Annotated in this window: 16 protein-coding genes and 3 pseudogenes; 10 read left to right on the forward strand and 9 right to left on the reverse strand. The window is 66.1% G+C overall.

Annotation, left to right across the window (positions count from 1 at the left end; translation table 11 throughout):
• The first annotated feature begins 53 nt into the window (after nucleotides 1-53).
• On the forward strand, nucleotides 54-1,136 hold the full coding sequence (locus OHB26_RS21950) for an endonuclease/exonuclease/phosphatase family protein (RefSeq protein ID WP_330179150.1): 1,083 nt from the start codon (nucleotides 54-56) through the stop codon (nucleotides 1,134-1,136).
• A gap of 129 nt (nucleotides 1,137-1,265) precedes the next feature.
• On the opposite strand, the gene OHB26_RS21955 is transcribed toward OHB26_RS21950, so the two are convergent.
• The 3 genes from OHB26_RS21955 to OHB26_RS21965 are packed head-to-tail and all read right to left on the reverse strand — an operon-like array spanning nucleotide 1,266 to nucleotide 5,168.
• Nucleotides 1,266-2,108 (reverse strand): alpha/beta hydrolase, encoded by an 843-nt coding sequence (locus OHB26_RS21955; RefSeq protein WP_330179151.1) that lies wholly within the window; start codon nucleotides 2,106-2,108, stop codon nucleotides 1,266-1,268.
• 28 nt (nucleotides 2,109-2,136) lie between these two features.
• Nucleotides 2,137-3,519 carry a M20 family peptidase gene (locus OHB26_RS21960; RefSeq protein ID WP_330179152.1) on the reverse strand — a complete coding sequence of 461 codons (1,383 nt, stop codon included), beginning with the start codon at nucleotides 3,517-3,519 and terminating at the stop codon, nucleotides 2,137-2,139.
• Nucleotides 3,516-5,168, reverse strand: coding sequence for a CocE/NonD family hydrolase (locus OHB26_RS21965; RefSeq protein ID WP_330179153.1), 1,653 nt, complete (start codon nucleotides 5,166-5,168; stop codon nucleotides 3,516-3,518). Before OHB26_RS21965 ends, OHB26_RS21960 begins: the two co-directional genes overlap by 4 nt.
• A gap of 166 nt (nucleotides 5,169-5,334) precedes the next feature.
• On the opposite strand from OHB26_RS21965, the gene OHB26_RS21970 reads away from it, so the two are divergent.
• Nucleotides 5,335-7,302: a WD40 repeat domain-containing serine/threonine protein kinase gene (locus OHB26_RS21970; RefSeq protein WP_330179154.1), complete on the forward strand. Its 1,968-nt coding sequence runs from the start codon at nucleotides 5,335-5,337 to the stop codon at nucleotides 7,300-7,302.
• Here OHB26_RS21970 and OHB26_RS21975 read toward each other — a convergent pair whose 3' ends face one another.
• Nucleotides 7,303-8,217, reverse strand: coding sequence for an oxygenase MpaB family protein (locus tag OHB26_RS21975; protein ID WP_330179155.1), 915 nt, complete (start codon nucleotides 8,215-8,217; stop codon nucleotides 7,303-7,305). It abuts the gene before it with no gap.
• Nucleotides 8,218-8,467: 250 nt separating this feature from the next.
• Nucleotides 8,468-8,665, reverse strand: a complete 198-nt coding sequence (locus OHB26_RS21980) for a hypothetical protein (protein ID WP_330179156.1) — start codon at nucleotides 8,663-8,665, stop codon at nucleotides 8,468-8,470.
• A gap of 149 nt (nucleotides 8,666-8,814) precedes the next feature.
• Here OHB26_RS21980 and OHB26_RS21985 point away from each other — a divergent pair, with 149 nt between their 5' ends.
• The 5 genes from OHB26_RS21985 (at nucleotide 8,815) to kstD (ending at nucleotide 13,751) form a co-directional block, all read left to right on the forward strand.
• On the forward strand, nucleotides 8,815-9,249 hold the full coding sequence (locus tag OHB26_RS21985) for a TY-Chap domain-containing protein (protein WP_330179157.1): 435 nt from the start codon (nucleotides 8,815-8,817) through the stop codon (nucleotides 9,247-9,249).
• Between the two features lie 374 nt (nucleotides 9,250-9,623).
• Nucleotides 9,624-10,355 carry a TetR/AcrR family transcriptional regulator C-terminal domain-containing protein gene (locus tag OHB26_RS21990; protein ID WP_330179158.1) on the forward strand — a complete coding sequence of 244 codons (732 nt, stop codon included), beginning with the start codon at nucleotides 9,624-9,626 and terminating at the stop codon, nucleotides 10,353-10,355.
• Nucleotides 10,352-11,239 carry a LysR family transcriptional regulator gene (locus OHB26_RS21995; RefSeq protein ID WP_330179159.1) on the forward strand — a complete coding sequence of 296 codons (888 nt, stop codon included), beginning with the start codon at nucleotides 10,352-10,354 and terminating at the stop codon, nucleotides 11,237-11,239. Before OHB26_RS21990 ends, OHB26_RS21995 begins: the two co-directional genes overlap by 4 nt.
• A gap of 184 nt (nucleotides 11,240-11,423) precedes the next feature.
• Nucleotides 11,424-12,017, forward strand: coding sequence for a TetR/AcrR family transcriptional regulator (locus OHB26_RS22000; RefSeq protein WP_330179160.1), 594 nt, complete (start codon nucleotides 11,424-11,426; stop codon nucleotides 12,015-12,017).
• Between the two features lie 66 nt (nucleotides 12,018-12,083).
• Nucleotides 12,084-13,751, forward strand: a complete 1,668-nt coding sequence (gene kstD / locus OHB26_RS22005) for a 3-oxosteroid 1-dehydrogenase (RefSeq protein ID WP_330179161.1) — start codon at nucleotides 12,084-12,086, stop codon at nucleotides 13,749-13,751.
• A gap of 68 nt (nucleotides 13,752-13,819) precedes the next feature.
• Here kstD and OHB26_RS22010 read toward each other — a convergent pair whose 3' ends face one another.
• From OHB26_RS22010 to glnA, 3 genes are all read right to left on the reverse strand, one after another.
• Complete coding sequence (locus OHB26_RS22010) at nucleotides 13,820-14,728, reverse strand: tyrosine-protein phosphatase (protein ID WP_330179162.1); 909 nt, start codon at nucleotides 14,726-14,728, stop codon at nucleotides 13,820-13,822.
• Between the two features lie 175 nt (nucleotides 14,729-14,903).
• A complete protein-coding gene (locus tag OHB26_RS22015; RefSeq protein ID WP_330179163.1) occupies nucleotides 14,904-15,305 on the reverse strand; it encodes a hypothetical protein in 402 nt (133 codons plus the stop codon).
• Nucleotides 15,306-15,407: 102 nt separating this feature from the next.
• Entirely contained in the window at nucleotides 15,408-16,844 is a 1,437-nt protein-coding gene (glnA, locus tag OHB26_RS22020; protein WP_330179164.1) for a type I glutamate--ammonia ligase, read from the reverse strand.
• Nucleotides 16,845-17,184: 340 nt separating this feature from the next.
• Here glnA and OHB26_RS22025 point away from each other — a divergent pair, with 340 nt between their 5' ends.
• Nucleotides 17,185-17,532 carry a hypothetical protein gene (locus tag OHB26_RS22025; RefSeq protein WP_330179165.1) on the forward strand — a complete coding sequence of 116 codons (348 nt, stop codon included), beginning with the start codon at nucleotides 17,185-17,187 and terminating at the stop codon, nucleotides 17,530-17,532.
• A 744-nt stretch (nucleotides 17,533-18,276) separates the two neighbouring features.
• Nucleotides 18,277-18,645: pseudogene (locus OHB26_RS22030) on the forward strand (transposase); the annotation flags it as partial.
• A gap of 38 nt (nucleotides 18,646-18,683) precedes the next feature.
• On the opposite strand, the pseudogene OHB26_RS22035 reads toward OHB26_RS22030, so the two are convergent.
• Nucleotides 18,684-20,329, reverse strand: a pseudogene (locus OHB26_RS22035) (ISAzo13 family transposase); the annotation flags it as partial.
• A gap of 56 nt (nucleotides 20,330-20,385) precedes the next feature.
• Between OHB26_RS22035 and OHB26_RS22040 the strand changes: the two are divergent.
• A pseudogene (locus OHB26_RS22040) lies at nucleotides 20,386-21,228 on the forward strand (IS701 family transposase); the annotation flags it as partial.
• Nucleotides 21,229-21,603: the final 375 nt, after the last annotated feature.

Consider the following 21,603-nt stretch of genomic DNA (forward strand, 5'->3'; position numbering starts at 1 on the left):
CGCGGTGGTCGTGACTGGTGAGGGTGGCGGGACAACGCCGGGATGGGGGAGTAGTGGTCGAACAGCAGCGCGTGGCCGACGTCACCGTGGTGATACCGGGTGGGACGCAGCCGCGCCCGGGGCAATTCGACGCGGAGGGGTCGGGAGAACGGCCCCGCGGCCGATTCGGACTGCGCTGGGGCGGTCGGCCCGCACGTCGCCGGGGGTGGTTCGGATGGATCGGGGTGGTGCTGGGCTGGATCGCGCTCGCCGCCGGTCTGACCGGTGTCGGTCTGCACTACAGCTCGGGGTCGTCGAAGGCACTGGTGCTCGCGGCGTCGTTCGCGTCGTATCTGATGATCGGTGCGGTTCTCGGACTGCTGATCCTGTTGCTCGCCCGGGCGTGGCGCAGTGCGATCGCCGCCACACTCGTGACCGCCGCCGCGCTGTGGTCGCAGCTGCCGATGCTGTGGCCGGACGGTAGCGCCCCGCCGGGTGTGGATGTGGCCGTCATGCAGTCGAATCTGCTGTTCGGTCTGGCGGACGCGGACGCGGTGGTGCGGGCCGTGCGGGAGAATCGCGTCGAGGCGCTGACCCTCGAGGAGCTGACACCCGAGATCGTCACCCGGCTGGACAACGCGGGCATCGCGGAGGTCCTGCCGTACCGGTACCTCGAGCCCGCGCAGGGCGGTCAGGGCTCGGGCATTCTCAGCCGCTATCCCCTGGAGTCGGGTGCCAAGCTCACCGGTTTCCTGCTGAACAATGTGCGCGCCACCATGATTCACCCGGACCTGGGCCGGGTCGAGGTCTTCCAATTCCATCCCATCCCACCGAATCTCGACTTCGGCGCCTGGACCGATGAACTACGCACCATCGGCGACCTGCTCGACCGGCAGCCCGGAAAGGTCATTGTCGGCGGCGATTTCAACTCCACCTTCGACCACTCCGCGTACCGGAACCTGTTGAACGACAGGTACGCCGACGCCGCCGAACTCCTCGGCGTGGGCGCGCTTCCCACCTGGCCGAACGATCGGGCCTGGGGTCCACTACTCGGCCTGGATCGGGTACTGGTCGCGGGCGGGCACGCCACCGAGATCCGTTCACTCACAATTCCGCGATCCGATCACCGCGCAGTCGTTGCACGCCTGTGTCTCTGAGCGCTACAACGAGAGGAACCCGCATCGCCGTCCGCGATCGCGGACCGGGTGCGAGACGGTGACAGCGCCTACAAATAGCCGAGACACCTTGCGCCGGAGCCCATTCGAAGGGCTCCGGCGCCGGCTGAATCAGGCCGAGGCGATATGCGCGTCGAGCCAGTTCACCAGATCGGTGATGACCTTGTCCTGCTCGGGCTCGTTGTAGATCTCGTGGAACAGACCGTCATAGCGGATGACGGTCTTGTCCTTGGAGGCCGCGTCCCGCTCCAGCAGATCCGCGCCCTCCGGCGAGGCCAGCCCATCGGCCGCGCCGTGCTGCACCAGCAGCGGAGCGGTCAGCTGATTCAGATGCGAGAGCACATACGTTCCGGCCCTGAGCATTTCGGCGGCGGTGCGGGCGGGCACCCCACCGTGATACACCAGCGGATCGGTGTCGTAGGCGCGCACCACCTCGGGATCGCGGCTCACCAATTTCGAATCCAGCTTCACCACGGGCAGTGTCGGCGCGAGTTTGGAGACGATCGGCGCGAACAGTCGCTGCACCGCATTGCCCGCGTCGACCACGATCGCCGGACCCGACAGCACCACCCCGGCGACATCGAGGGGCGCGCGCGTCGCGAGATAGGCGACGGTGAGCCCGCCCATACTGTGCCCGATCACGAACCGCGGCAGTCCGGGATGCTCCCGCGCGGCGATATCCAGCAGCGACCGCACATTGTCAGCGGCACCGTCGAGCGAGACGACATTCGCCTTCCCGCCCTCGGAACGCCCGTGCCCGGTGTGGTCGAGCGCGTAGGCCGCGACTCCGGCGTCGTTCAAACGCTCGGCCACATGCGCGTACCGCCCGGAATGCTCCGCGTACCCGTGCACGATCACCGCCACGGCCCGCGGTTCGCCCTCGGGCAGCCAGGCCTGCCAGAACACCCGCCCCGCACTGCCCTGGAACTCGCCGGTCTCGTTTCGGGTCATCATCGCTCCCTCTGGTCGAATATCCGCCGGGTCATTCTCGCACCCGAGGTTGGGCGAGGCGGTCGATGAGTCGCCGATTGAAGGTGATCAGGCGGGCGTAGTTGGCGCGGGAGAGGCGTTCGTCGGTGCCGTGGATGCGCTCCAGATCGTGTGCGGTCAGCACGATGGGGGCGAAGTTGCAGCGGGTGGCGGCGAGATCGTCGTAGTAGCGGGAGTCGGTCGCGCCGGGGACCATGCCGACGGTGACGGCGGTATCCGGGACCACCTCGCGGGTGAGATCGGCGATCAGGTCGAAGAGCGGTCCGGCGGCCGGATCGGGGGAGGGCTCGGACGCGGTGCCGACGAGTTCGACGGTCACCTGTTCGTCGCGGACCACGCGGCGGCAGTGCGCGAGCACATCGTCGACCGAATCGCCGGGCAGAATACGGAAATTCACGAAGGCCTCGGCGCGCTGCGGCAGCACATTCGGCTTCACGCCACCGTGGATCATGGTGGGCGCGGTGGTGGTGCGCACCAGCGCCTCGGTGGTCGGCCGGGCCGCCAGCACCCGGGCCACCGCCGGGCCCGCGACCCCGACCAGGCCGAGTAGGGTGCGGCGCGGTTCGGACATGACACTCCGGAGCCGGGTGAGCATGTCGAGCGTCACCGGTGTCAGGCGCAGCGGGAACGGATGATCCTGGAGCCGGGCCACCGCCCGCGCCAGCCGCCCAACGGCGGTCTGGCGACCGGGCATGGAGGAGTGCCCGCCGATGGCGGTCACCGCGAGCCGGATGGTGGCGAAACCCTTCTCGCCCACCATGATCGTGGCGACCGGGACGCCCACACCCGGTGCGACTCCGGTGGTGACGACTCCGCCCTCGTCCAGCAGCAGCTCCGCGCGCACCCCGGCCGCGCGCAAGCGCGCGGACATGCGTCCGGCTCCGGCGAGCCCGAACACCTCTTCATCGTGTCCGAAGGCCAAATACACTGTCCCGCTGGGCTGTACGCCCGCAGCCAGCGCGGATTCGACGGCCTCCAGTATGGCCATCACCCGGCTCTTGTCGTCGATGGCGCCGCGCCCCCAGATGAATTCGTCATCCACCACACCGGCGAAGGGTGGATGCGTCCAGCCCCGCTCGTCATCGACGGGTACGACGTCCATATGGCCGAGCAGGATCGCCGCGACCCGCTCCGGGGTCTCGGGGTCGGCCCCGGCCCACCGGTAGAGGCGGGCGTGCCCGAACCGCTCGAGCTGGAGGTGCCGGTGCACCAGCGGGAAGCAGGCTTCGAGATGGGCTGTGAGCCGGTCGAATTCGCTGGTGTCGGTCTCGGCGGGATCCTCCCGGGAGATGGTCACGCAACGGAGCGCCGCGCCCAGCCGCTCGGCGGTGGCATCGTCCACCGTGGGGGTGCTGCCGGGTGCGGTCCGTGTCATCGATCACCTGTCCTGGGCGGGAAGTCGATGTTCACTGTCGCATTGTTCAGTGCGTCGGCGGGTACCGCGATCCACTTTTCATTGCGCCACTTCGGAATCCCCTCGGAGATCCCGCCCGGCAGATCCGGGGTGCGCACCGCCGTGAGCAGCGGCAGCTGTACGCGCGCCGCGGTGACGGTGACCTTGGCGAGTGAGGGGATATGCGCCCACACATCATCGAGGACATCGGTGATGCGGAAGGCGATGCGATGCCCGGCCGCGATCGGCCAATCCTGTGCGAGCAGCCGCAGCTGAGTGGTCGGGGTGGCGGGTGCGATGCCGCGGGTGATCACCGTGCCGCGCCCGCTCGGGTCCACGTCGTACATCTCCACGGTGACGCTCGCCTGCGGCGGTCCGTCCACGCTGAGGGTCGCGGTCGTGGTACCCGAGAGGTGCTGATCCTGCGCCAAAGGCTGGCTCACCGACCAGATTTCGCGATCCGCGCCCGGAATCAGCCCGCGATCGGTGTACGTCCCGGTGCGCAGATCCACCGGTACCTGCCGCATATCGGCGGGCGGCCACTGGTTTTCGGACCGCCACCGACCGTCGAACTGCCCGACCGTGATTCGTGGTCCGGGCACCTGAACATCCTTGCCCGCCACCAGCCGATCGAAGAAGGCCACCAGCTCTGAGGTGAATTGCGGTGTGCCGCACTTGTCCTCGCAGGTGCGATGCCCCCACTGTCCGAACCAGGCCCGGTGCTCACCCGGGCCGAGCTGATTCCAGAGTTGGAAGACGCGATCCGGTTTGGTGTTGTAGTCGATGAAGCCCTGGCCGAGGAAGAGCGGAATGGTGTTGCCGCGCAGCTTGGCCACCAGATCCCGGTCCTGCCAGAACGCCGACGAGTCATCGTGATTCTCGGTCTGCGCGGCGAGGCTCTCATAGCACGCGGGATCGATGCTGACCGCATTCGCCTGATACTCCGGGGAATCGTCCCAGCGCGCCGGAGTGGAGGCGATGAGTAGATGCTCCAGCCCCGCGAAATCCCCCGGCCGCACCCCGGTTTCGGTAACCGGCTTTCCGGAGAACTTCCAGGCGATGCCCTGCATGTACAGGTACGCGTTCGGATCCGGCACCGGTTCGAACGCCGCCACCGCCGCCAGCCCGGCGGGTTTCTCCGACAACCCCATCAACCCGGTCCACGCCTCATAGGACACACCCATCAACCCGACCTTGCCGGTGGACCAGGACTGCCCGGCCGCCCACTCCACCGCGGTCTTCACATCGGATCGCTCACCCGGCCCGCCGAAATCCGGGCAGCCGTTGGAGCCGCCGTAACCGCGCAGATCCACGATCACATAGGTGTATCCGGCGGCCAGCAGCGTCGACACCGGCAGATTCTCGGTGGACGGCCCGCCCTCGAGCCGCGGTGCGGTGAGGTACGCCAAGTGTGAGCGATACGGGCTGACGGTCATGATCACCGGCGTCTTCGCATCGTCGGCGATACCCGAGGGCCGCAGGATATCGGCGTGCAACCGTGTCCCGTCGGCCGCGGTGATGTACTCCTGCTTCCACACAAACCCCTGATCAGCGACCGCGCGCCCCGGAACCGCCACCACACCCAGCACCAGCAGCAGCCCGACCAGGGCTCGCCACAACACCATCCGCATGCTCACCATAGTGACCTTGGTGCCTGGCGTCAGCGCAGACCAGCCCCCGGAAACAGGGTGTACGGTCCCTGATCGGGCGGTGCATATCCGATACCTCGGCCATAATCGTGCTCGAGGCGTCCGAAACCCGGGCAGTCGTACGGGGGTTGGAAAGGCGGGGGAACCGGTGGCACTCGAGCCGGGGTCGGAATTCGCGGGCTATACCGTGCTGGAGCTCGCCGGATCGGGCGGGATGGGCGCGGTGTACCGGATGCGGCATCCGCGACTGCGCACCGATGTGGCGGTCAAGGTGCTCTCCACGCATGTGGGCGCCGATGCCAAGGTGCGGGCGCGGTTCGAGCGCGAGGCGCGACTCACCGCCGCGCTGCAGCATCCGAATATCGTGCGCGTACACGACTGCGGTACCGAGGGTGAAACACCCTGGATCGCAATGGACTTCGTGGCCGGTTCGGATGCCGAGCGACTGGTCAGGACCGGGCCGCTGCCGGTGTATCAGGCCGTGGAGATCGTGCGGCAGGCCGCCGCGGCGCTCGATTACGCGCATGACAAGGGCGTGCTGCATCGCGACGTCAAACCCGCGAATCTGCTGGTGAGCGAGCATGCCGGGCAGCCGCACGTACAGATCACCGACTTCGGCATCGCGCGCGGGCTGGGTGAACCCGCCACCACCAGCGGATCGGTGCGGGCGACCTTCGCCTATGCCGCGCCGGAGCAGTTCGGCGGTGGTGCGGTGGATCATCGCGCCGACGTATACGCGCTGGGCTGCACGCTCTTTCACCTGCTCTGCGGTGCGCTGCCATTCCCGCTGCACACCGTGTACGCGATCGTGAACGCGCATCTGTTCTCCCCGCCGCCGCAGATCACGCAGGTGCGCCCCGGTATGCCAGAGGGGCTGGACAAGGTCATCGCCACCGCGCTGGCCAAAGCGCCGGGCGACCGCTACGACTCCTGTGGAGCGCTGGCGGCGGCCGCGTTCGCCGCACTGCGTGAACCGGTGCGCGCCGCGACCACGATTGTGGTTCCGCCGCAACCGGATCCGCCGCATCGGCCGGATACCGGATTGGATCTGCTCGCCCCCGTGACTCCCGAGCCCGCCGCGCCGCCACCCGGTCGTATGGCGGTCGATCTCATCGGGCACACCGGCCGCGTGCGCGCCATCGCCTTCGATCCGTGGAGCTCACGCATCGCCACCGGCGGTGACGATCAGACGGTGCGGATCTGGGATACCCGCTCCGGCAAGCAGATCGGTGATCCGCTGGCGGAGAATCTCGCGGTGCACGCGGTGGTATTCAGCCCCGACGGCAGTCTGCTCGCCTCGGCGAGCGGACGGAACGCGCGACTGTGGCAGGCCGAGACCGGTCAGCGACTCTGCGACGACGTGTACACCGCGGTGCCGTCCATGCCCGCGTTCAGTCCGGACGCGGCCGTGCTGGCCACCTCGAACAGTCAATCGGTACTGCTCTGGGATACGCACCGGCGCAATGCCTTCGGCAAGCTGGAGATGCATACCGGTTTCGGCCTCGGCTGTAGCTCGGTGGCCTTCAGCCCGGATGCCACGATTGTCGCGACCGCCCGTCGGGACGAGGTGATCCTGCGGGATTACCGCAAGGGGGAGTCGCGGCGCGGTTCGCCCTTCGGGGCCGCCCGCGGCACCCTGGAGCATCCGCGTGAACAGGTGCGCCGGGTCCTGTTCACCCCGGACAGCCGGACTCTGCTCACCGTCAGTGACCGTGCGGCCCGGCTCTGGGATTACGCGGACGACCGGTATCGCGTCGAACTGGTACTCCCGATGGAACCGATCGGCATCGACGTCGAGGCGGCGTTCAGCGCCGACGGCAGCAGATTCGCGGTGGCACATCAGGATTGGGTGGTGCTGTGGAATCGGCACACCGGACAGTCCATCCGCTTCCCACTCGCCGCCGATGCCGGGCCGGTGCGTTCGGTTGCCTTCAGCGCCGACGGCGCCCTGCTGATCGTCGGCAATGCCGCGGCGCTGCGACTGTGGGATATCGAGGCGCGGGTTCAGCTCGGCGCGGATGCGGTGCCGCCGGTGGTCTTCGCCCCCGACGGCCGCACTTTCGCTGCGGCACAGCATGATCGGGTGTGCCTGCGCGATATCAGCGCGCTGCGCTGATCACATCGGGCGCAGGTCGATGATTCGGCGCAGTCGGGCGCGGTCGCGCTCGAGGCGGCGCGCCTCGTAGGCGATGGGGAAGTAGCGAACGCGCTCGGGTAGTGCCGGGACGGTGCGGCCGATGACCCAGCTCAGGGCGCGCAGTCTGCGCTCATCGCTCGAAGTCCAAGTGAGACCGAGCTTTTCCCGAATTACCTCGGGTGTGGTGCCGACGGTGAAGAAGTACTGCATCCGTCCGATGGGAGTTGTGGCGGCGCGCCAGACCGGGCGCAGCGCCGCGGGAATCTGCTTGGGCGGGGCGATATTCCGGATCACTTTCAGGTAGTCCTGTGCCACATCGGTAGGCTCCAAATGATTTTCGACCTGATCCCGGAACCAGGGCTCCCATTCGGCGAAGCTGGCGGGAATCTCCTTGGGCGCCACCGAGAAATTGCGCATGAGTTGCACTACTTCCTGGTAATACGATTCCTTGGCGTCATCGCTGAGCTTTTCGGTGCAGAAGTATTTGTTGCCCTCGACGAACGCGAAGATCGCGGTGTGCAGCACCCACGCCCACGGCCCCGACGACAGCGCCTGATGCTTCACACCGTGTGCGTCGACGGTATTGAGGCTCGCGTGCATGGCGCGCAGGCGATCCGCCTCGGCGAGCGCCTCATCGCCGCCGTAGATCCACATCATGACCGAGGCGATACTCCGTAGCGCGCGGCCCATCGGATCGGTGCGAAATGACGAATGTTCGTCCACCACAGCCGCTATGGTCGGCTCCATCGTCTGCAGCAGGAACGCCGATCCGGCGGTCAGCGAGAAGGTGATGAGCCCGGTGTCCTGCCAGATTCGAGTGTCCGGCTCGAAGGGTCGGCGCTCCGGTCGGGCTCCCCGGTTCGCATGATCGATCGGCGCTACGGCGGCGGTCATGGTGATCTCCTTTGATCACGGTCCCGTCGAAGCGCCACGCCTCGACAGAATGAGAGAGTTGCATTCGAATCTTCTCATCTTGTCGTCCCGGTGGCAACCGCCTCAGCGGTTCAGTATGTGCGCGATCGGTGCCCGGCCCATCAACTGGCCGCCATGGCCGCCGACCGGAAAAACCCCGCCGCGGCGAACTCGGCCTGCCCGCCCGGCCTGAACGTCGTTCACGCCGATTGATCGCCCACGTGCCGTTTCTTCACGAGAGATTAACGGCCACCTGGTCTTTTGATTGAGAGAATGTTCTCTCAGGTGCAATGGATTCGAGAACGGGAGTGATATGGCGGCGGTACGCATTCTTCGGGAATTCCTTGCGCGACACAGCTTTACGGCGGACGAACGCGCCGCGCACGCGCTCGGATTCGGTCCGCTCGCAGTTCTCGGCACCGTCGACCACCGGCGGTAGCCGAAGATCGGCCCCCGCGGTGATCAGGAGGCATTCCTGGTTTGGATCACAAGTGCGCCATCATTATTCGGTGACCCAGACGATCTGACGGCGTATGATCGGCCAGGATGGGCACCCGGGGGCAGTACGAACAAAAGGTAATGACCGACTGGGACGTGTTCGCCAGAGCGCTGGGGCGCACACTTACCGAATTACCTTCGCGCGCCACCCTGATCATTACCTCCACCGGAAACCGATACGTTCAGTTCCAGCAGTTCGACATCCGACTATCGGCCGAGCTCACCGGTAATTACTATCTCGCCGAACCCATTCCGGAGTCAGCCGCACAGCGCCTACGCGAACTCGGCTGGACCGCCCCCGTCATGCAGCGTGAAATAGAGAACTGGCGGCATACGCTGCTCTGGCCCATCCCTCCGAGCCGCCTGATCGACCTCGCCCGCTCGGTGGTGATCGGCCTGCGCGACGCCCTCGGCATCGCTACCCCCGGCGAACTCCGCGCCACCGGCTGGACCGAAGCCTCCGGCGATCTCGACCTCAGCGCCCTGGGTCCCATAGCCCGCCGCGGCCTCGGCTGAGCACTCCTTCGCATCGCCGAATCCGAACGCGCGCCCCGACTTCCGACGCAATCCTCCCGATTTTCCGCGCTGCCGGTCCCGCCGACGTTCCGCGCTGCCGGTCGCCCTACGTTTCGCGCCGCAGGTCGCCTGACATTCCGCGCTGCCGGTCCACCCGATTTCCCGTGCGGAAGACCTCCGTCATCCCGGTGCGCTTTCGGCCGGGATCCACCGTCCCCATTGCCGCCGTCCTGCGATGAGCGTTCGCAGATGCGCACAGTGTGCGCTACGCTCGTACCGGCCCGGATGCGGGTCGTTCGACGGGCGCTCGGGACCGCGGACTCGGGAGCGGAGGTGCGGTGGAGCGTCGTGCGGAGGTCCCGCAGGAGGTCGTCATGTCGGCATCGCATCCCGGACTGTCGGTGTGGACGCGACCCAGGCAACGCGCACGCCCGGCCCTGAATCGAGAGCGCATAGTCGCCGAGGCGATCGCACTGCTCGACGCCGAAGGTATTGCGGCCCTGAGCATGCGAACGCTGGGCACCCGCCTGAACGCCGGCGCGACCTCCATGTATCGCCATGTGGCCAGTCGCGAGGAGCTGATCGAGCTCGCCGTCGACGAGGTCTACGGCGATATCGAGGTGCCCGTGATCGAGGGAGTCGACCAGTGGCGCCCGGCGGTGATCGTCTGCGCCGAGAGCTACCGGCGCATGATCCTGTGCCATCCGTGGATCGCAGAGGCGCTACCCGGCGCGGGACTGGCCCATCTCGGCCCGAATATGCTGCGGCTCAACGAATCCCTGTTCACCGTCTTCGCCATCGCCGAGTTCCCGATCGCCGAGGCCCATCTCGCCATCAGCACCGTGCTCGGCTACGTCGTCGGCGTCTGCCTCGGCGAGGCATCCTGGCTCACCCTGGTCGCCCGCAGCGGCCAGGACGAACAGAGCTGCGCCGCGAGCATGCTCCCGGTACTGGAGCGGATAGCCCGCGAACATCCGCGCATCGGGGAATCCATTGCCGCGCGCGGGAAATCGTCGGTAGTCGAGGCGCGCGACGCCAAATTCCGATTCGGCCTGGAGCGCATTCTGGACGGGCTCGAGACCAGGCTCCCGGGGTGGTCCGCATGACCGGTGTGGAGATCGGCCGCATCGACCCCCTGGAGTTGGAGGCCTTCGTCGTCCTGGCCGAGGAGCTCCACTTCGGCCGCACCGCGGCGCGTTTGGGACTTTCCCAGCCCCGGGTCAGTCAACTGCTGCGCTCACTGGAGCGCCGCGTCGGACGGCGGCTGGTCGAGCGCACCAGTCGGCGCGTGGAGCTGAATCCACTGGGGGAGCGACTACTTCGTGATGTACGACCCGCCTTCGACGAATTACGCCGGGCGGTAGTCGGCACCCGGGCGGCGGGCTACGGACTGCGCGTCGGCTTCCTCGGCCCGTACTTCAGCACCCTGGACGTTCCGCTACAGCGCCTGCGCGAGCGTTACCCCGAATGCGCGGTGACCCTCACCCAACTGTCCTGGGCCGATGTCTACGGACCGCTCCGGCGCGGTGAGGTCGATGTCCAGATCTGCCTGCTCCCGGTCGAACAGCGCGACCTCACCATCGGCCCCGAGATCGGCGTCTTCCCAAGGCGATTGGCGATCGCCCGCAACCACCCGCGAGCCACCGCCGAATCCCTGGATATCGAAGACCTCGCCGAAATGACGATCATCGCCCCGCATACGGTCCCGCCCGAGCTGGCCCGCACCTTCTGGCCACCGGAGACCACCCCGTCGGGCCGCCCGATCCGCCGCGGCATCTCCGCCATCACCGAACCCGAGATGCTCGGCGCGGTCGCGCACGGCGCGGGCGTCTTCGTCACCACTGCCGCCATGGCCCGGCACTTCCTGCACCCCGACGTGGTGTTCGTACCCTTCACCGGCATGCCCGATGCCCGGGTCGTTCTGGTGTGGCGCAAGGACACCGACAATCCCCGCGTTCGAGAGTTGGCCGCCATAGCCGTCGAACAGTAAGGGGGCGTGCTCGCCCGCTGGAACGAGTACACCACTGCCCTCGCGATCGATACGGCCCCGCTCCGGAGTGGGGCCGTTCGCGTTGTGCCATCAAGTCGCTTCTTGACAGTTCCTGTCATATAGCCAGATACTGTCATGGCACGGTGGCGGGTCCCGCGGCCGCGCACGAGTGGGAGGAGTGCCGATGTCACTACGGGAACGGCAACGCCGTCAGATTCGCGCCGAGATCCAGCGCGCGGCCTTCGAATTGTTCGCGCACAAGGGATTCGACGAGGTCACCACCGAACAGATCGCCGCAGCCGCGGGCATCTCGCCGAGCACCTATTTCCGGCATGTACGAAGCAAGGAAGATCTGCTGCTGGATCCGGTGCGCGAGGGCGGCGCGGGTATCACCACGTTGCTGGAGGAGCGGCCCGCCGGGGAGTCGGCGGATATCGCACTGGCACAGTCGATTCTGACCAGGTCCACCACCTTGGCCGCCGCCGAGCTGGAGCAGTGGCGAGCGGCATTCCGCACGGCCCCGCATCTGCTGGATCGCGTCGCGCTCATCACCCCCGAACATCGCACCCGACTGGTCGAGCTGGTGGGGGAGCGTATGTCGCTCGATCCGCGCTCCGACTCCAATCCCGGCCTGCTGGTTCACCTCATGCTCGCCGCCGCCGAATTCGGATACCTGCAGTGGCTGCGCAGCGCCGATCACCCGGGGGCATCACTGCTGGTCTGTGTCGAAGGCGCGTTGAACGCCGTCATCGGCGAGCGCTGGCATACCGCGCCCTGACTTCGCTTCACTCGAAAATCACACGCCGACAGGCGTATTCACCACACGAATCTTGGGGGCTCCCGCATGTCCGAAAACAGTGAAACATTCGATCTGGTGGTCGTCGGCTCGGGTGCGGCCGGAATGGCCGCCGCACTCACCGCCGCCCATCATGGGCTCTCCGCCGTCATCGTGGAGAAGGCCGCGCATTGGGGCGGATCCACCGCCCGCTCCGGTGGGGGAGTGTGGATTCCCGGCAATGCCACACTGCGCCAACTGGCTCCGGCCGACGATATCGAATCCGCCCGCACCTATTTGAAGTCGATCACCGGCGAATACGGAGACGCCGAGCGGATCGACACCTATATCGACAGGGGTCCCGAGGCACTCGCCTTCCTGGCCGAACACGCTCCGCTGCAATTGAATTGGGTGCCGGGCTACTCCGACTACTATCCGGAGGCTCCCGGCGGGCGCGGGCACGGGCGATCCGTCGAACCGAAACCGTTCAATGCCAAGGGGTTGGGCGCGGAGCTGGCGACGCTGGAACCGGACTACGCCAAAGCGCCGAAGAACTTCGTCGCGACCCAGGCCGACTTCCGGCAATTCCATCTGGGTCTGCGCAATCCCCGCGCGCCGTTCCGGGCGCTCCGTATCGGTGCGCGCTGGGCCAAGGCGCAACTCCTGCGCCAGCATCTGCTGGCCCGCGGGCAGGCATTGAGCGCCATGCTGCGCGCGGGTCTCATTGGGGCGAATGTTCCGCTGTTGCTTGATACTCCGCTCCTTGAGCTACGCACCGAAGGCGATCGCGTGACCGGAATTCTGGTGCGGCGCGACGGTATCGAGCAGGTGATCAATGCCCGTCGCGGCGTGGTCATCGCCAGCGGCGGCTTCGAGCAGAGCGAGGCGATGCGCAAGCAGTATCAGCGCGATCCGATCGGCACCGACTGGACCGTGGGCGCGAAGGCCAATACCGGCGACGGCATCCGCTCCGGCCAATCGCTCGGCGCCGCGGTGAAATTCATGTCCGACGCCTGGTGGGGTCCGTCGATCCCGCTCCCGCGTACGGCCTGGTTCTGCCTCGCCGAGCGCAATCTGCCCGGCAGTCTCATCGTCAATGATCGCGGCGTCCGCTTCATGAACGAATCTCTCCCGTATGTCGAGGCGACCCATCGCATGTACGGCGGCGAGAACGGTCAAGGCGACGGGCCCGGTGAAAACCTGCCCGCCTGGCTGATTTTCGACCAGCGCTACCGCAACCGGTATCTCTTCGCGGGCCTGCCGCCGCGTCAGCCGCTGCCCGGCCGCTGGTTCAAATCCGGCATTCTGACGCGAGCGAACTCCCTGCCCGAACTGGCGGAGAAGCTCGGCCTGCCCGCGGACGAATTCCAGTCCACGGTCGCGCGTTTCAACGGATTCGCGCATGCGGGCAAGGATCAGGATTTCGGTCGCGGCGAGAGCGCCTACGACCGCTACTACGGTGATCCCCGGCAGCAGCCGAACCCGAATCTCGGTGCGCTGGAACAGGGTCCGTACTACGCCGCCAAACTGGTCCCGGGCGATCTGGGCACCAAGGGCGGGCTGGTCACAGACACCGCCGCTCGCGTCCTGCGCGAGGACGGCTCCGTCATCGAAGGTCTCTATGCGGCGGGCAATGCCAGCGCCCCCGTCATGGCCCACACCTATGCCGGTCCCGGCGCGACCATCGGCCCCGCCATCGTCTTCGGCTATCTGGCGGCCCTGGACGCCGCCCGCTAGTCACCCCCGACAACCCCTGACGGCTCCGCACGCCGCGCGGAGCCGTCAGGGGTTGTCGGGATGTGAGGTCAGCCGACGAGGTTCTTACGCAGCTTCAGAATGGTTCCGGCATCCAGGCCGAGTCCCTGGGTGAGGAACTTCCCGAAGTCACCGAACTGGCTGTTCACCTGATCGACCGCGATATCGAGGTAGTCGTCGCGGACTTCCTGCAGCGGGATCAGCAGATCCGGATTCCGCATGTACCCCGCCTGCTTCAGCTGCGCCCGAGTGGCCGCGTCCGCCGCCGCCCGGTACCGGTTGGAGAGCAGATAGTCCTGCCGTGCAACCGATTCCGGCACGCCGACCGCGCGCAGGGTCACATACGAGAGCCAGCCGGTGCGGTCCTTGCCCGCCGTGCAGTGGTAGAGCGTCGCATTACCGGTATTGGCCAGATCCCGCACCGTCTGCCCGAATTTCGACAGCGAATCGGCGGTGAAGAAGCTCCGATACACATCACCCATGATCTGCTCGGCCTTGCCATCGCCCAGCAGCGCCTGCTGCTGCTGCGGATCTCGGGACTGAATCGCCTGGGACATCTTCACGAACATGCCGGTGTCGTCGATCGGCCTGGCCACCAGCGGAACCCCCGCGGGCAGCTTATCGGCCCCCAACCCCTGCACTTCGGCATTGGTCCGCAGATCGACGACGGTCTGCAACTTCAACCCGCCGAGCTTCTGCACATCGGCATCGGTCAGCTTGCCGAGCGCATCGGCCCGAATAACCTTCCCGCTCTTGACCTTCGCCCCGTCATAGGTCCAGTACCCGCCCAGGTCCCGAACATTCACCGCGCCCTGTAAATCGATCTTGGTAGGCCCGGCGGCCGCCGGTGCGGCATCGGCCACCGCACCCACCCCGGCTGTCAGTGCCACCGCCGCGACCGGTACGAAAATCGCGGATAGTAGGGATCGTCGAACACGCGAAATATTGAAGAAATTCATCCGAGCGACGCTAAAGGCGGCTTACCAGCACCCTAACGCTTCGCCCAAGCCTACTCACCCAACGAGATTCGCGGCTCGGTCACCGAGATGGCCTCTGGCGCAATCGCATTCGAATTGATACAGGGGCGGAAGTGCCGAATCTATTCTACCCCAGCATATTTTGATCAGTCACATATCAATTGGAAGCGGTCTCGTGCACGCTGCGCCACCGCAACCCATTCCGAGCCCGGGAGTCTGTCACCAACAGCGCCGTGGTGCGCCGCGCCGGCGCCGCGCCGCCCACCCGATGAATCTCCTTGAACCGCACCACCACACACTCCGGCGACCGATGCAGCACATCGATATCGACCACATCGATCACCAGCCCCGGCGCGGAATTCCCGGCCCCCTGTAACCCCTCCGCCAGCGTCGCGCGCTCCAGAATCACCCCGTCCATGCTGACCATCGAGAACTCCGCATGCTGCTGCCCGATGAACCGCGCCCCCGCCGCATCGGCCCCCGCGGTCCCCAGCCACTCGGCCAGATCCTCGTGCAGCGCCCGCACTTCCCCCGCGATCACGTCAAAGTCGCTGTTCATACCGGCAATCTACCGCCGTGATTCCCCTCGCCCGCGAAACGGGCGGAGCCCCACCCGCTGTAGCGGATGGGGCTCCACGAGAACGCTTACAGCTCAGACGATTTAGACGTCGTAGTAGAGCTCGAACTCGTACGGGTGCGGCCGCAGGTTGACCGGCGCGATTTCCTGGGTGCGCTTGATGTCGATCCAGGTCTCGATCAGGTCGGTGGTGAACACGCCACCCTCGGTGAGGTAGTCGTGATCCTCCTCGAGGCGGTCGATGACCGACGCCAGCGAGGTCGGGGCCTGCGGGATGTTCTTGGCCTCCTCGGGCGGCAGCTCGTAGAGGTCCTTGTCGACCGGAGCCTGGGGCTCGATCTTCTTCTTGATGCCGTCCAGGCCGGCCATCATCATGGCGGCGAAGGCCAGGTACGGGTTACCCGAGGAGTCGGGCGCACGGAACTCGATGCGCTTGGCCTTGGGGTTGGCGCCGGTGATCGGGATGCGGATCGCGGCCGAGCGGTTGCGCTGCGAGTACACCAGGTTGATGGGGGCCTCGTAGCCCGGCACCAGACGGTGGTACGAGTTGACGGTCGGGTTGGTGAACGCCAGCAGCGACGGGGCGTGGTGCAGGATGCCGCCGATGTAGTGACGCGCCAGATCCGACAGGCCCGCGTAACCGGCCTCGTCGTGGAACAGCGGCTTGCCGTCCTTCCACAGCGACTGGTGGGCGTGCATGCCCGAGCCGTTGTCACCGAAGAGGGGCTTCGGCATGAAGGTGACAGACTTGCCTTCCTGCCACGCGGTGTTCTTCACGATGTACTTGAACAGCTGCAGGTCGTCAGCGGCGCCCAGCAGCGTGTTGAAGCGGTAGTTGATCTCGGCCTGACCGGCGGTGCCGACCTCGTGGTGGCCGCGCTCCAGCTCGAAGCCCGCGTTCTGCAGGTTGGTCGAGATCTTGTCGCGCAGGTCGACGTAGTGGTCGTACGGGGCAACCGGGAAGTAACCACCCTTGTTGCGGACCTTGTAACCACGGTTCGGGGTGCCATCGGCGTTGTACTCCGCGCCGGTGTTCCAGGAACCCGAGACCGAGTCGATCTCGTAGAACGAGCCGTTCATCGCCGAGTCGTAGCGGATGGAGTCGAAGATGTAGAACTCCGCCTCGGCACCGAAGTAGCAGGTGTCCGCGATGCCGGTGGAGGCCAGGTACTGCTCGGCCTTGCGGGCAACGTTGCGCGGGTCACGCGAGTAGGCCTCGCGAGTGAACGGGTCGTGCACGAAGTGGTTCAGGTTCAGCGTCTTGGCAGCGCGGAACGGGTCGAGCTGCGCGGTGCTGAAATCGGGCAGCAGCAGCATGTCCGACTCGTCGATCGACTGGAAGCCGCGGACGGACGAACCGTCGAACGCGAGACCCTCTTCAGCCAGATCGGCCGTGAAAGCCTTCGCCGGGATCGAGAAGTGCTGCTGCACTCCGGGGAGGTCGGTGAACCGTACGTCGACGTATTCGACCTCCTCCTCCTTGAGGAACTTGATGACCTCGTCGGCCGTGCTGAACGCCACTTAGTACTCCTTACGGATCGGTTCCCAGCCAGTTCAACTGCATGGGTTCGTCGCGACCAGACGGTATGGACGCGGTGTTTCCCCGCAATCAAGGCTGTGTTTCGCCAGTGTTACACGTTAGGTGTTACCGACGGTTACCGGCACATACCTGTTCTCCAGGTCAGGCTACCCGAGCCAATCAACCCGCTTACCAGCGGATACCGAACGCTTCCGTCAATCTGACTACAAATCTGACTACTCCGCGACCTGGAGACGATAATCACTCCAGCGTGTCGAAAGTCGACACGCCGAGGAGTTTTCGACCCGGGCATCCATCCAGCAAACCTCGCTGGAGCGGGGCATGAGCACTCCGGAGATCCGCATCTTCGCCCCCTCTGAGGAGGGCGCTGGCGCACCCTCCCGGACCGACGCATCGGCGGCTGAATCAGAGTACAAAACCTTTGTGCCGACGGTCGGTGCGTGGGTTCAGGGTCCGCGCATGGACACCGTCGACCGTGATGCTCTGATTCGGAAGCACTTCGAGGAGTGGGCTGCGGCCATTGCCGTCGGCGAGATGGCCAAGAGAGCGAGACTCGATCTCATTGCGAAGCTGCGAGCGACCGTGCCCGAGTACTACACGCAGGAGCGGTTGGCCGACCTCTCTGGGATGACGCAGCAGAACATCTCCTACCACCTCAGCAAGGAGTAGGCCGCCAGCTCTAACCACAACACCCCACCGCTGATCGACAGCGGGGGTGTTGTGCGTTTCCGTGAACTATCAATCCTTCATGCGGCGGATGCGTCTCGAGGTCCGGATGCCGGTTGTATTCCTCCATGGTTGCCTTCGCCGTGGATGGGGTCCTGGAGCACCTCCGGCTGAGGCCGGATCGACTGACACCCCAACTTCGCGTGCAACGAGAACCCCTTCAGATTCGGGATTCCGGGGTCATGTACGGACGATCATGACGGAATCAACCGCCGTTCGTAGAGCCGGAACGGCGTTGATGGTCATCAACCAGGTCGCCGGTGATCCCGTCGGCGATGGATTGATCATCCCCAACGACATGTCGGTAGCGAATGCCGCCGCTGGTCGTGACACCTTTGCGGGGTTGAGCATTTCGGCCCGAGTCCGTGGGCATGTCCGGAGTTGACGCGCCGCGAGTGCAGCAGGACTCGAACATGCACACCGCTGCCGTCGGCACCGTCAACAGCCCCCCCTCCGCTGACGATAAACCCGAACGCCGGGCGGGCGGCGATGTCGCGGGATTGGCGATACATACTGCGGCCGTGCATGTTTCGCCAAGCGATATCGCGGATCGGTCACTCGCATGTTGTCGCCGGCACGTGAAAACTGATCACTGCACGGAACCTGAATTTTGACCCCCTGTCCGGTGGACCCTGGCTTTAATACTGCAACGGCACTCGTTTGAATTGGTGCTGGTAGACCTGTCGGGTGATGTTGGATCGGCTGGTGGCCGAGCTGGATTCGTTGATGGCGTGCGTCGGGACCCGGTTCTGTCGGTCCGAGCCGCGTGCGAGAGCGCGGGAGTATGTGTCGGGGCTGGTCGCGGGCTTGGAACGCAAGAACGGGTGGACGCTGGCCGAGCGGGCGGGTGAGGTGTGCCCGGACGGGATGCAGCGGTTGTTGCGTAAGGCCGATTGGGATGTGGGCGGGGTGCGTGACGATGTGCGTGATTACGTCGTCGAGCAGCTCGGCGACCGGGATGGTGTGTTGATCGCCGATGAGACCGGTTTTCTGAAGAAGGGCACCAAATCCGCTGGGGTGCAACGCCAGTACTCCGGGACGGCCGGGGCGTGTGAATGAATAACTGTCAGTGTTGATCTGGGGCGCTGTGGTCTGCGGGTTCGGCGCGGGCGTTTAGTTGGCTCGGTGTGCGTGCGGGGGTTCCGGGTATGGGTGTGATGTCGAGCCGGTGTAGGTCGAGAATCCGGTGGCCGTCTCGGAACTGCATGTTCAGGTTGGTGCGTTTGACGCCGAGTAGCTGGGCCATCAGTGTCGTGGTGGCGGCTCTTCGCCGGTGCAGCAGGGCGGTCAGGAGTCGGTGGAAGTGGTCGATACTGCTGGTTTGCGGATGCAGGTAGCTGCGCGGACGGTGGAAGCGACGTTGAAAAGCGGCCTCGGCCAACCCATCCCAGTACGGTTCCGAGACGGCTGCCAGATGTGTGAACTCCGCCCGTGACATTCCGGTCAGGGCTGGCTCGGTGAGCAGTGCGGTCACGTCGGGATCGATCGGGCGGCGGGTTGCGGGAACTTCGGGATCGCGAGGTGGCGCGGGGTCGAGAGTGTAGTTCCAGTCCGGGTGAAACGCTGCGGGCCTGATCGGCAGGGCAAGGAACTGCGCCGGTGCGATGGCGACCGCGAGCGGATAACTGCCGGTGTCGAGTTCGGCGCCGATCACCAATCCGCTCGTGGTGGTGGTCGCGGCGATGGTTTCCACGACGATCTGGTAGCTGGTCAGCGGTCGTCCGCGCCAGTTGGCGGTGATGTGGCAGAACATCCGATGCTCGATCTTGTTCCACTTCGACGTTCCGGGAGGGAAGTGGCAGACGCTGATCTCGAGGCCGCTCTCGTGGGCGAAGGAGTGCAGGTGTTTCTTCCATGTCCAGCGGCGGGGATCGTTGGAGCCACCGCAATCGGCGGTGATCAGCAACCGAGTCGCGTCCGGGTGATCGGCCTGTCCGCGGTGTCGCCACCAGCGGCGGATGGACTCGACCGCGAACTCGGCGGTGTCGTGGTCGGTGCCGACGTTGACCCAGCCGGTGTTGCGGGCCAGATCGTAAATCCCGTAAGGGATGACGACCGGCTGGTCCTCGGTGACGAAGGTGTGACAGTCCACCATGATCGGGTCTTTGCCCGGTCGCCAAGTGCGGCCGGGCCGGTCGCGGTTGCCGATCCATTCCTTGGCCTTGGTATCGACGCTGATCACCGGCTGGTGGTCGTCGAGGAAAGCGGTGGCAGTGGCATTGATGTGAGCGAACTGGGCGTCACGATCGGGATGGCGAGTGCCCTCGGTGGTCTTGGCGGTGCCCTGCAGGCTGTAGCCCATCGTGTGCAGCAGATGCCCGACGGTCGCAGCGCTGACCGGATGGCCCTGCACGGTCAGCGCCGAGGCCAGCGTGCGCAGCGACAACGTGGTCCAGCGCAGCGGGGACACCGGATCGCCACGAGTACGCGGCTCGATCAGCGCCTCCAGCGCCGGCCGAAGACCAGGGTCGGTGCCCGTCAGCGGCTTACGACCGGCCCCCGGAGCCCGAACACGTTGGGGTGCAACAGGAGCAGTATCAAGTTCGGAGGCGCCGCGCGCGATGGTGGCGGTACTGGCACCCGAGGCTGCAGCCACGGCGGCGATCCCTCCATGGCCCAGCGCGGCGGCCTCGCTGGCCAGATACAGACGACGACGTCGTTCATCGAGGTGGGGCAGGATCCGATCGAACTTGACCTTCAGTTCGGTGATGGGAATGCGAACTCGTGCAGGCACAGCCATACCCCAGCCTCCCACCACAGCCCCGGAAACGCCCCAGATCAACACTGACAGTTATTCATTCACACGCCCCGGGCCGGATCGAGAACTGTCAACTAGGTGTCTTCTGCGCCTACACCACCGGTAAGGGGCGCACGCTCATCGATCGCGAGTTGTATCTGCCCAAGTCCTGGACCGAGGACCGGGACCGGTGCCGGGAAGCGAACGTCCCCGATTCGGTCGAGTTCGCGACCAAGGCGACCCTGGCCAAGAGAATGCTCGCCCGTGCATTCGATGCCGGGGTGCCGGCGCGGTGGGTGACCGCCGACGAAGCGTACGGCCAGGATTCGAAGTTCCGGTCCTGGCTCGAGAACCAGCGTATCGGCTATGTCGTGGCAGTACCGTGCAGCCAGCCCATTCCGTTCACCGCGGGCAGCTCGCGCGCGGATCACTTTGTCGCACAGGCCCCTTCGCGAGCATGGAAGCGACTCTCCTGCGGCGAGGGGGCCAAGGGGCCACGGCTGTTCGACTGGGCGGTGGCCTCGTTGCCGACTTACCCCGACACCACCGCACCCGGTTGGGACCGTTGGCTGCTGGCCCGGCGGGCCCTGACCCCGAACACCAAGGGCGAACTCGAAATCGCCTACTACCTGTGCTGCGCACCGGTCGGGACCACCGACGAGGAACTGATCCGGGTCGCGGGAGCCCGCTGGGCGGTGGAGGACTGTTTCCAGACCGCCAAGACCGAGGTCGGACTCGACCAATACCAGGTCCGCCGCTACGACGCCTGGTACCGGCACACCACCCTGGCGATGCTCGCCCACACCTACCTCGCCGTCACTGCGGCCATAGCCCCAAAAGCGTTGGCAGCGAACTCATCCCACTCACTATCGGCGAAATCCGGCGTCTCCTGGCACACCTGATCACCACCGCCCACGCCTTCGAGAACACCTGGCGGTGGTCGATCTGGCGTCGCCGCCACCAACACCGCGCTAAACAAGCCCACTACCAGCGACGACAGGAGCTACATCACGAAGTGCTGCTGGAGTACTAGGGCGACAGAGTTCCGGTAGTAGTCGTGGGAGTCACGCCCCACCAGGGAGGACGGGAAAGCCGTCCACACGGGCGAAGCGGAACAGGCGACCGGGATGTCCGGGACCCCGGGAGGTACGCGAAATGCGGAGCGCCGAAACGGGATCGGACATCCCATGCAGCTTCGGCTGCGATGGTTGCTGGAGAGCCGGATGCCGGGAAACTGGCCTGTCCGGTTAGGGAACGCGGCTTGAGGAAACGGACCC

The sequence above is a fragment of the Nocardia sp. NBC_01503 genome, assembly GCF_036327755.1.
GTDB lineage: Bacteria > Actinomycetota > Actinomycetes > Mycobacteriales > Mycobacteriaceae > Nocardia.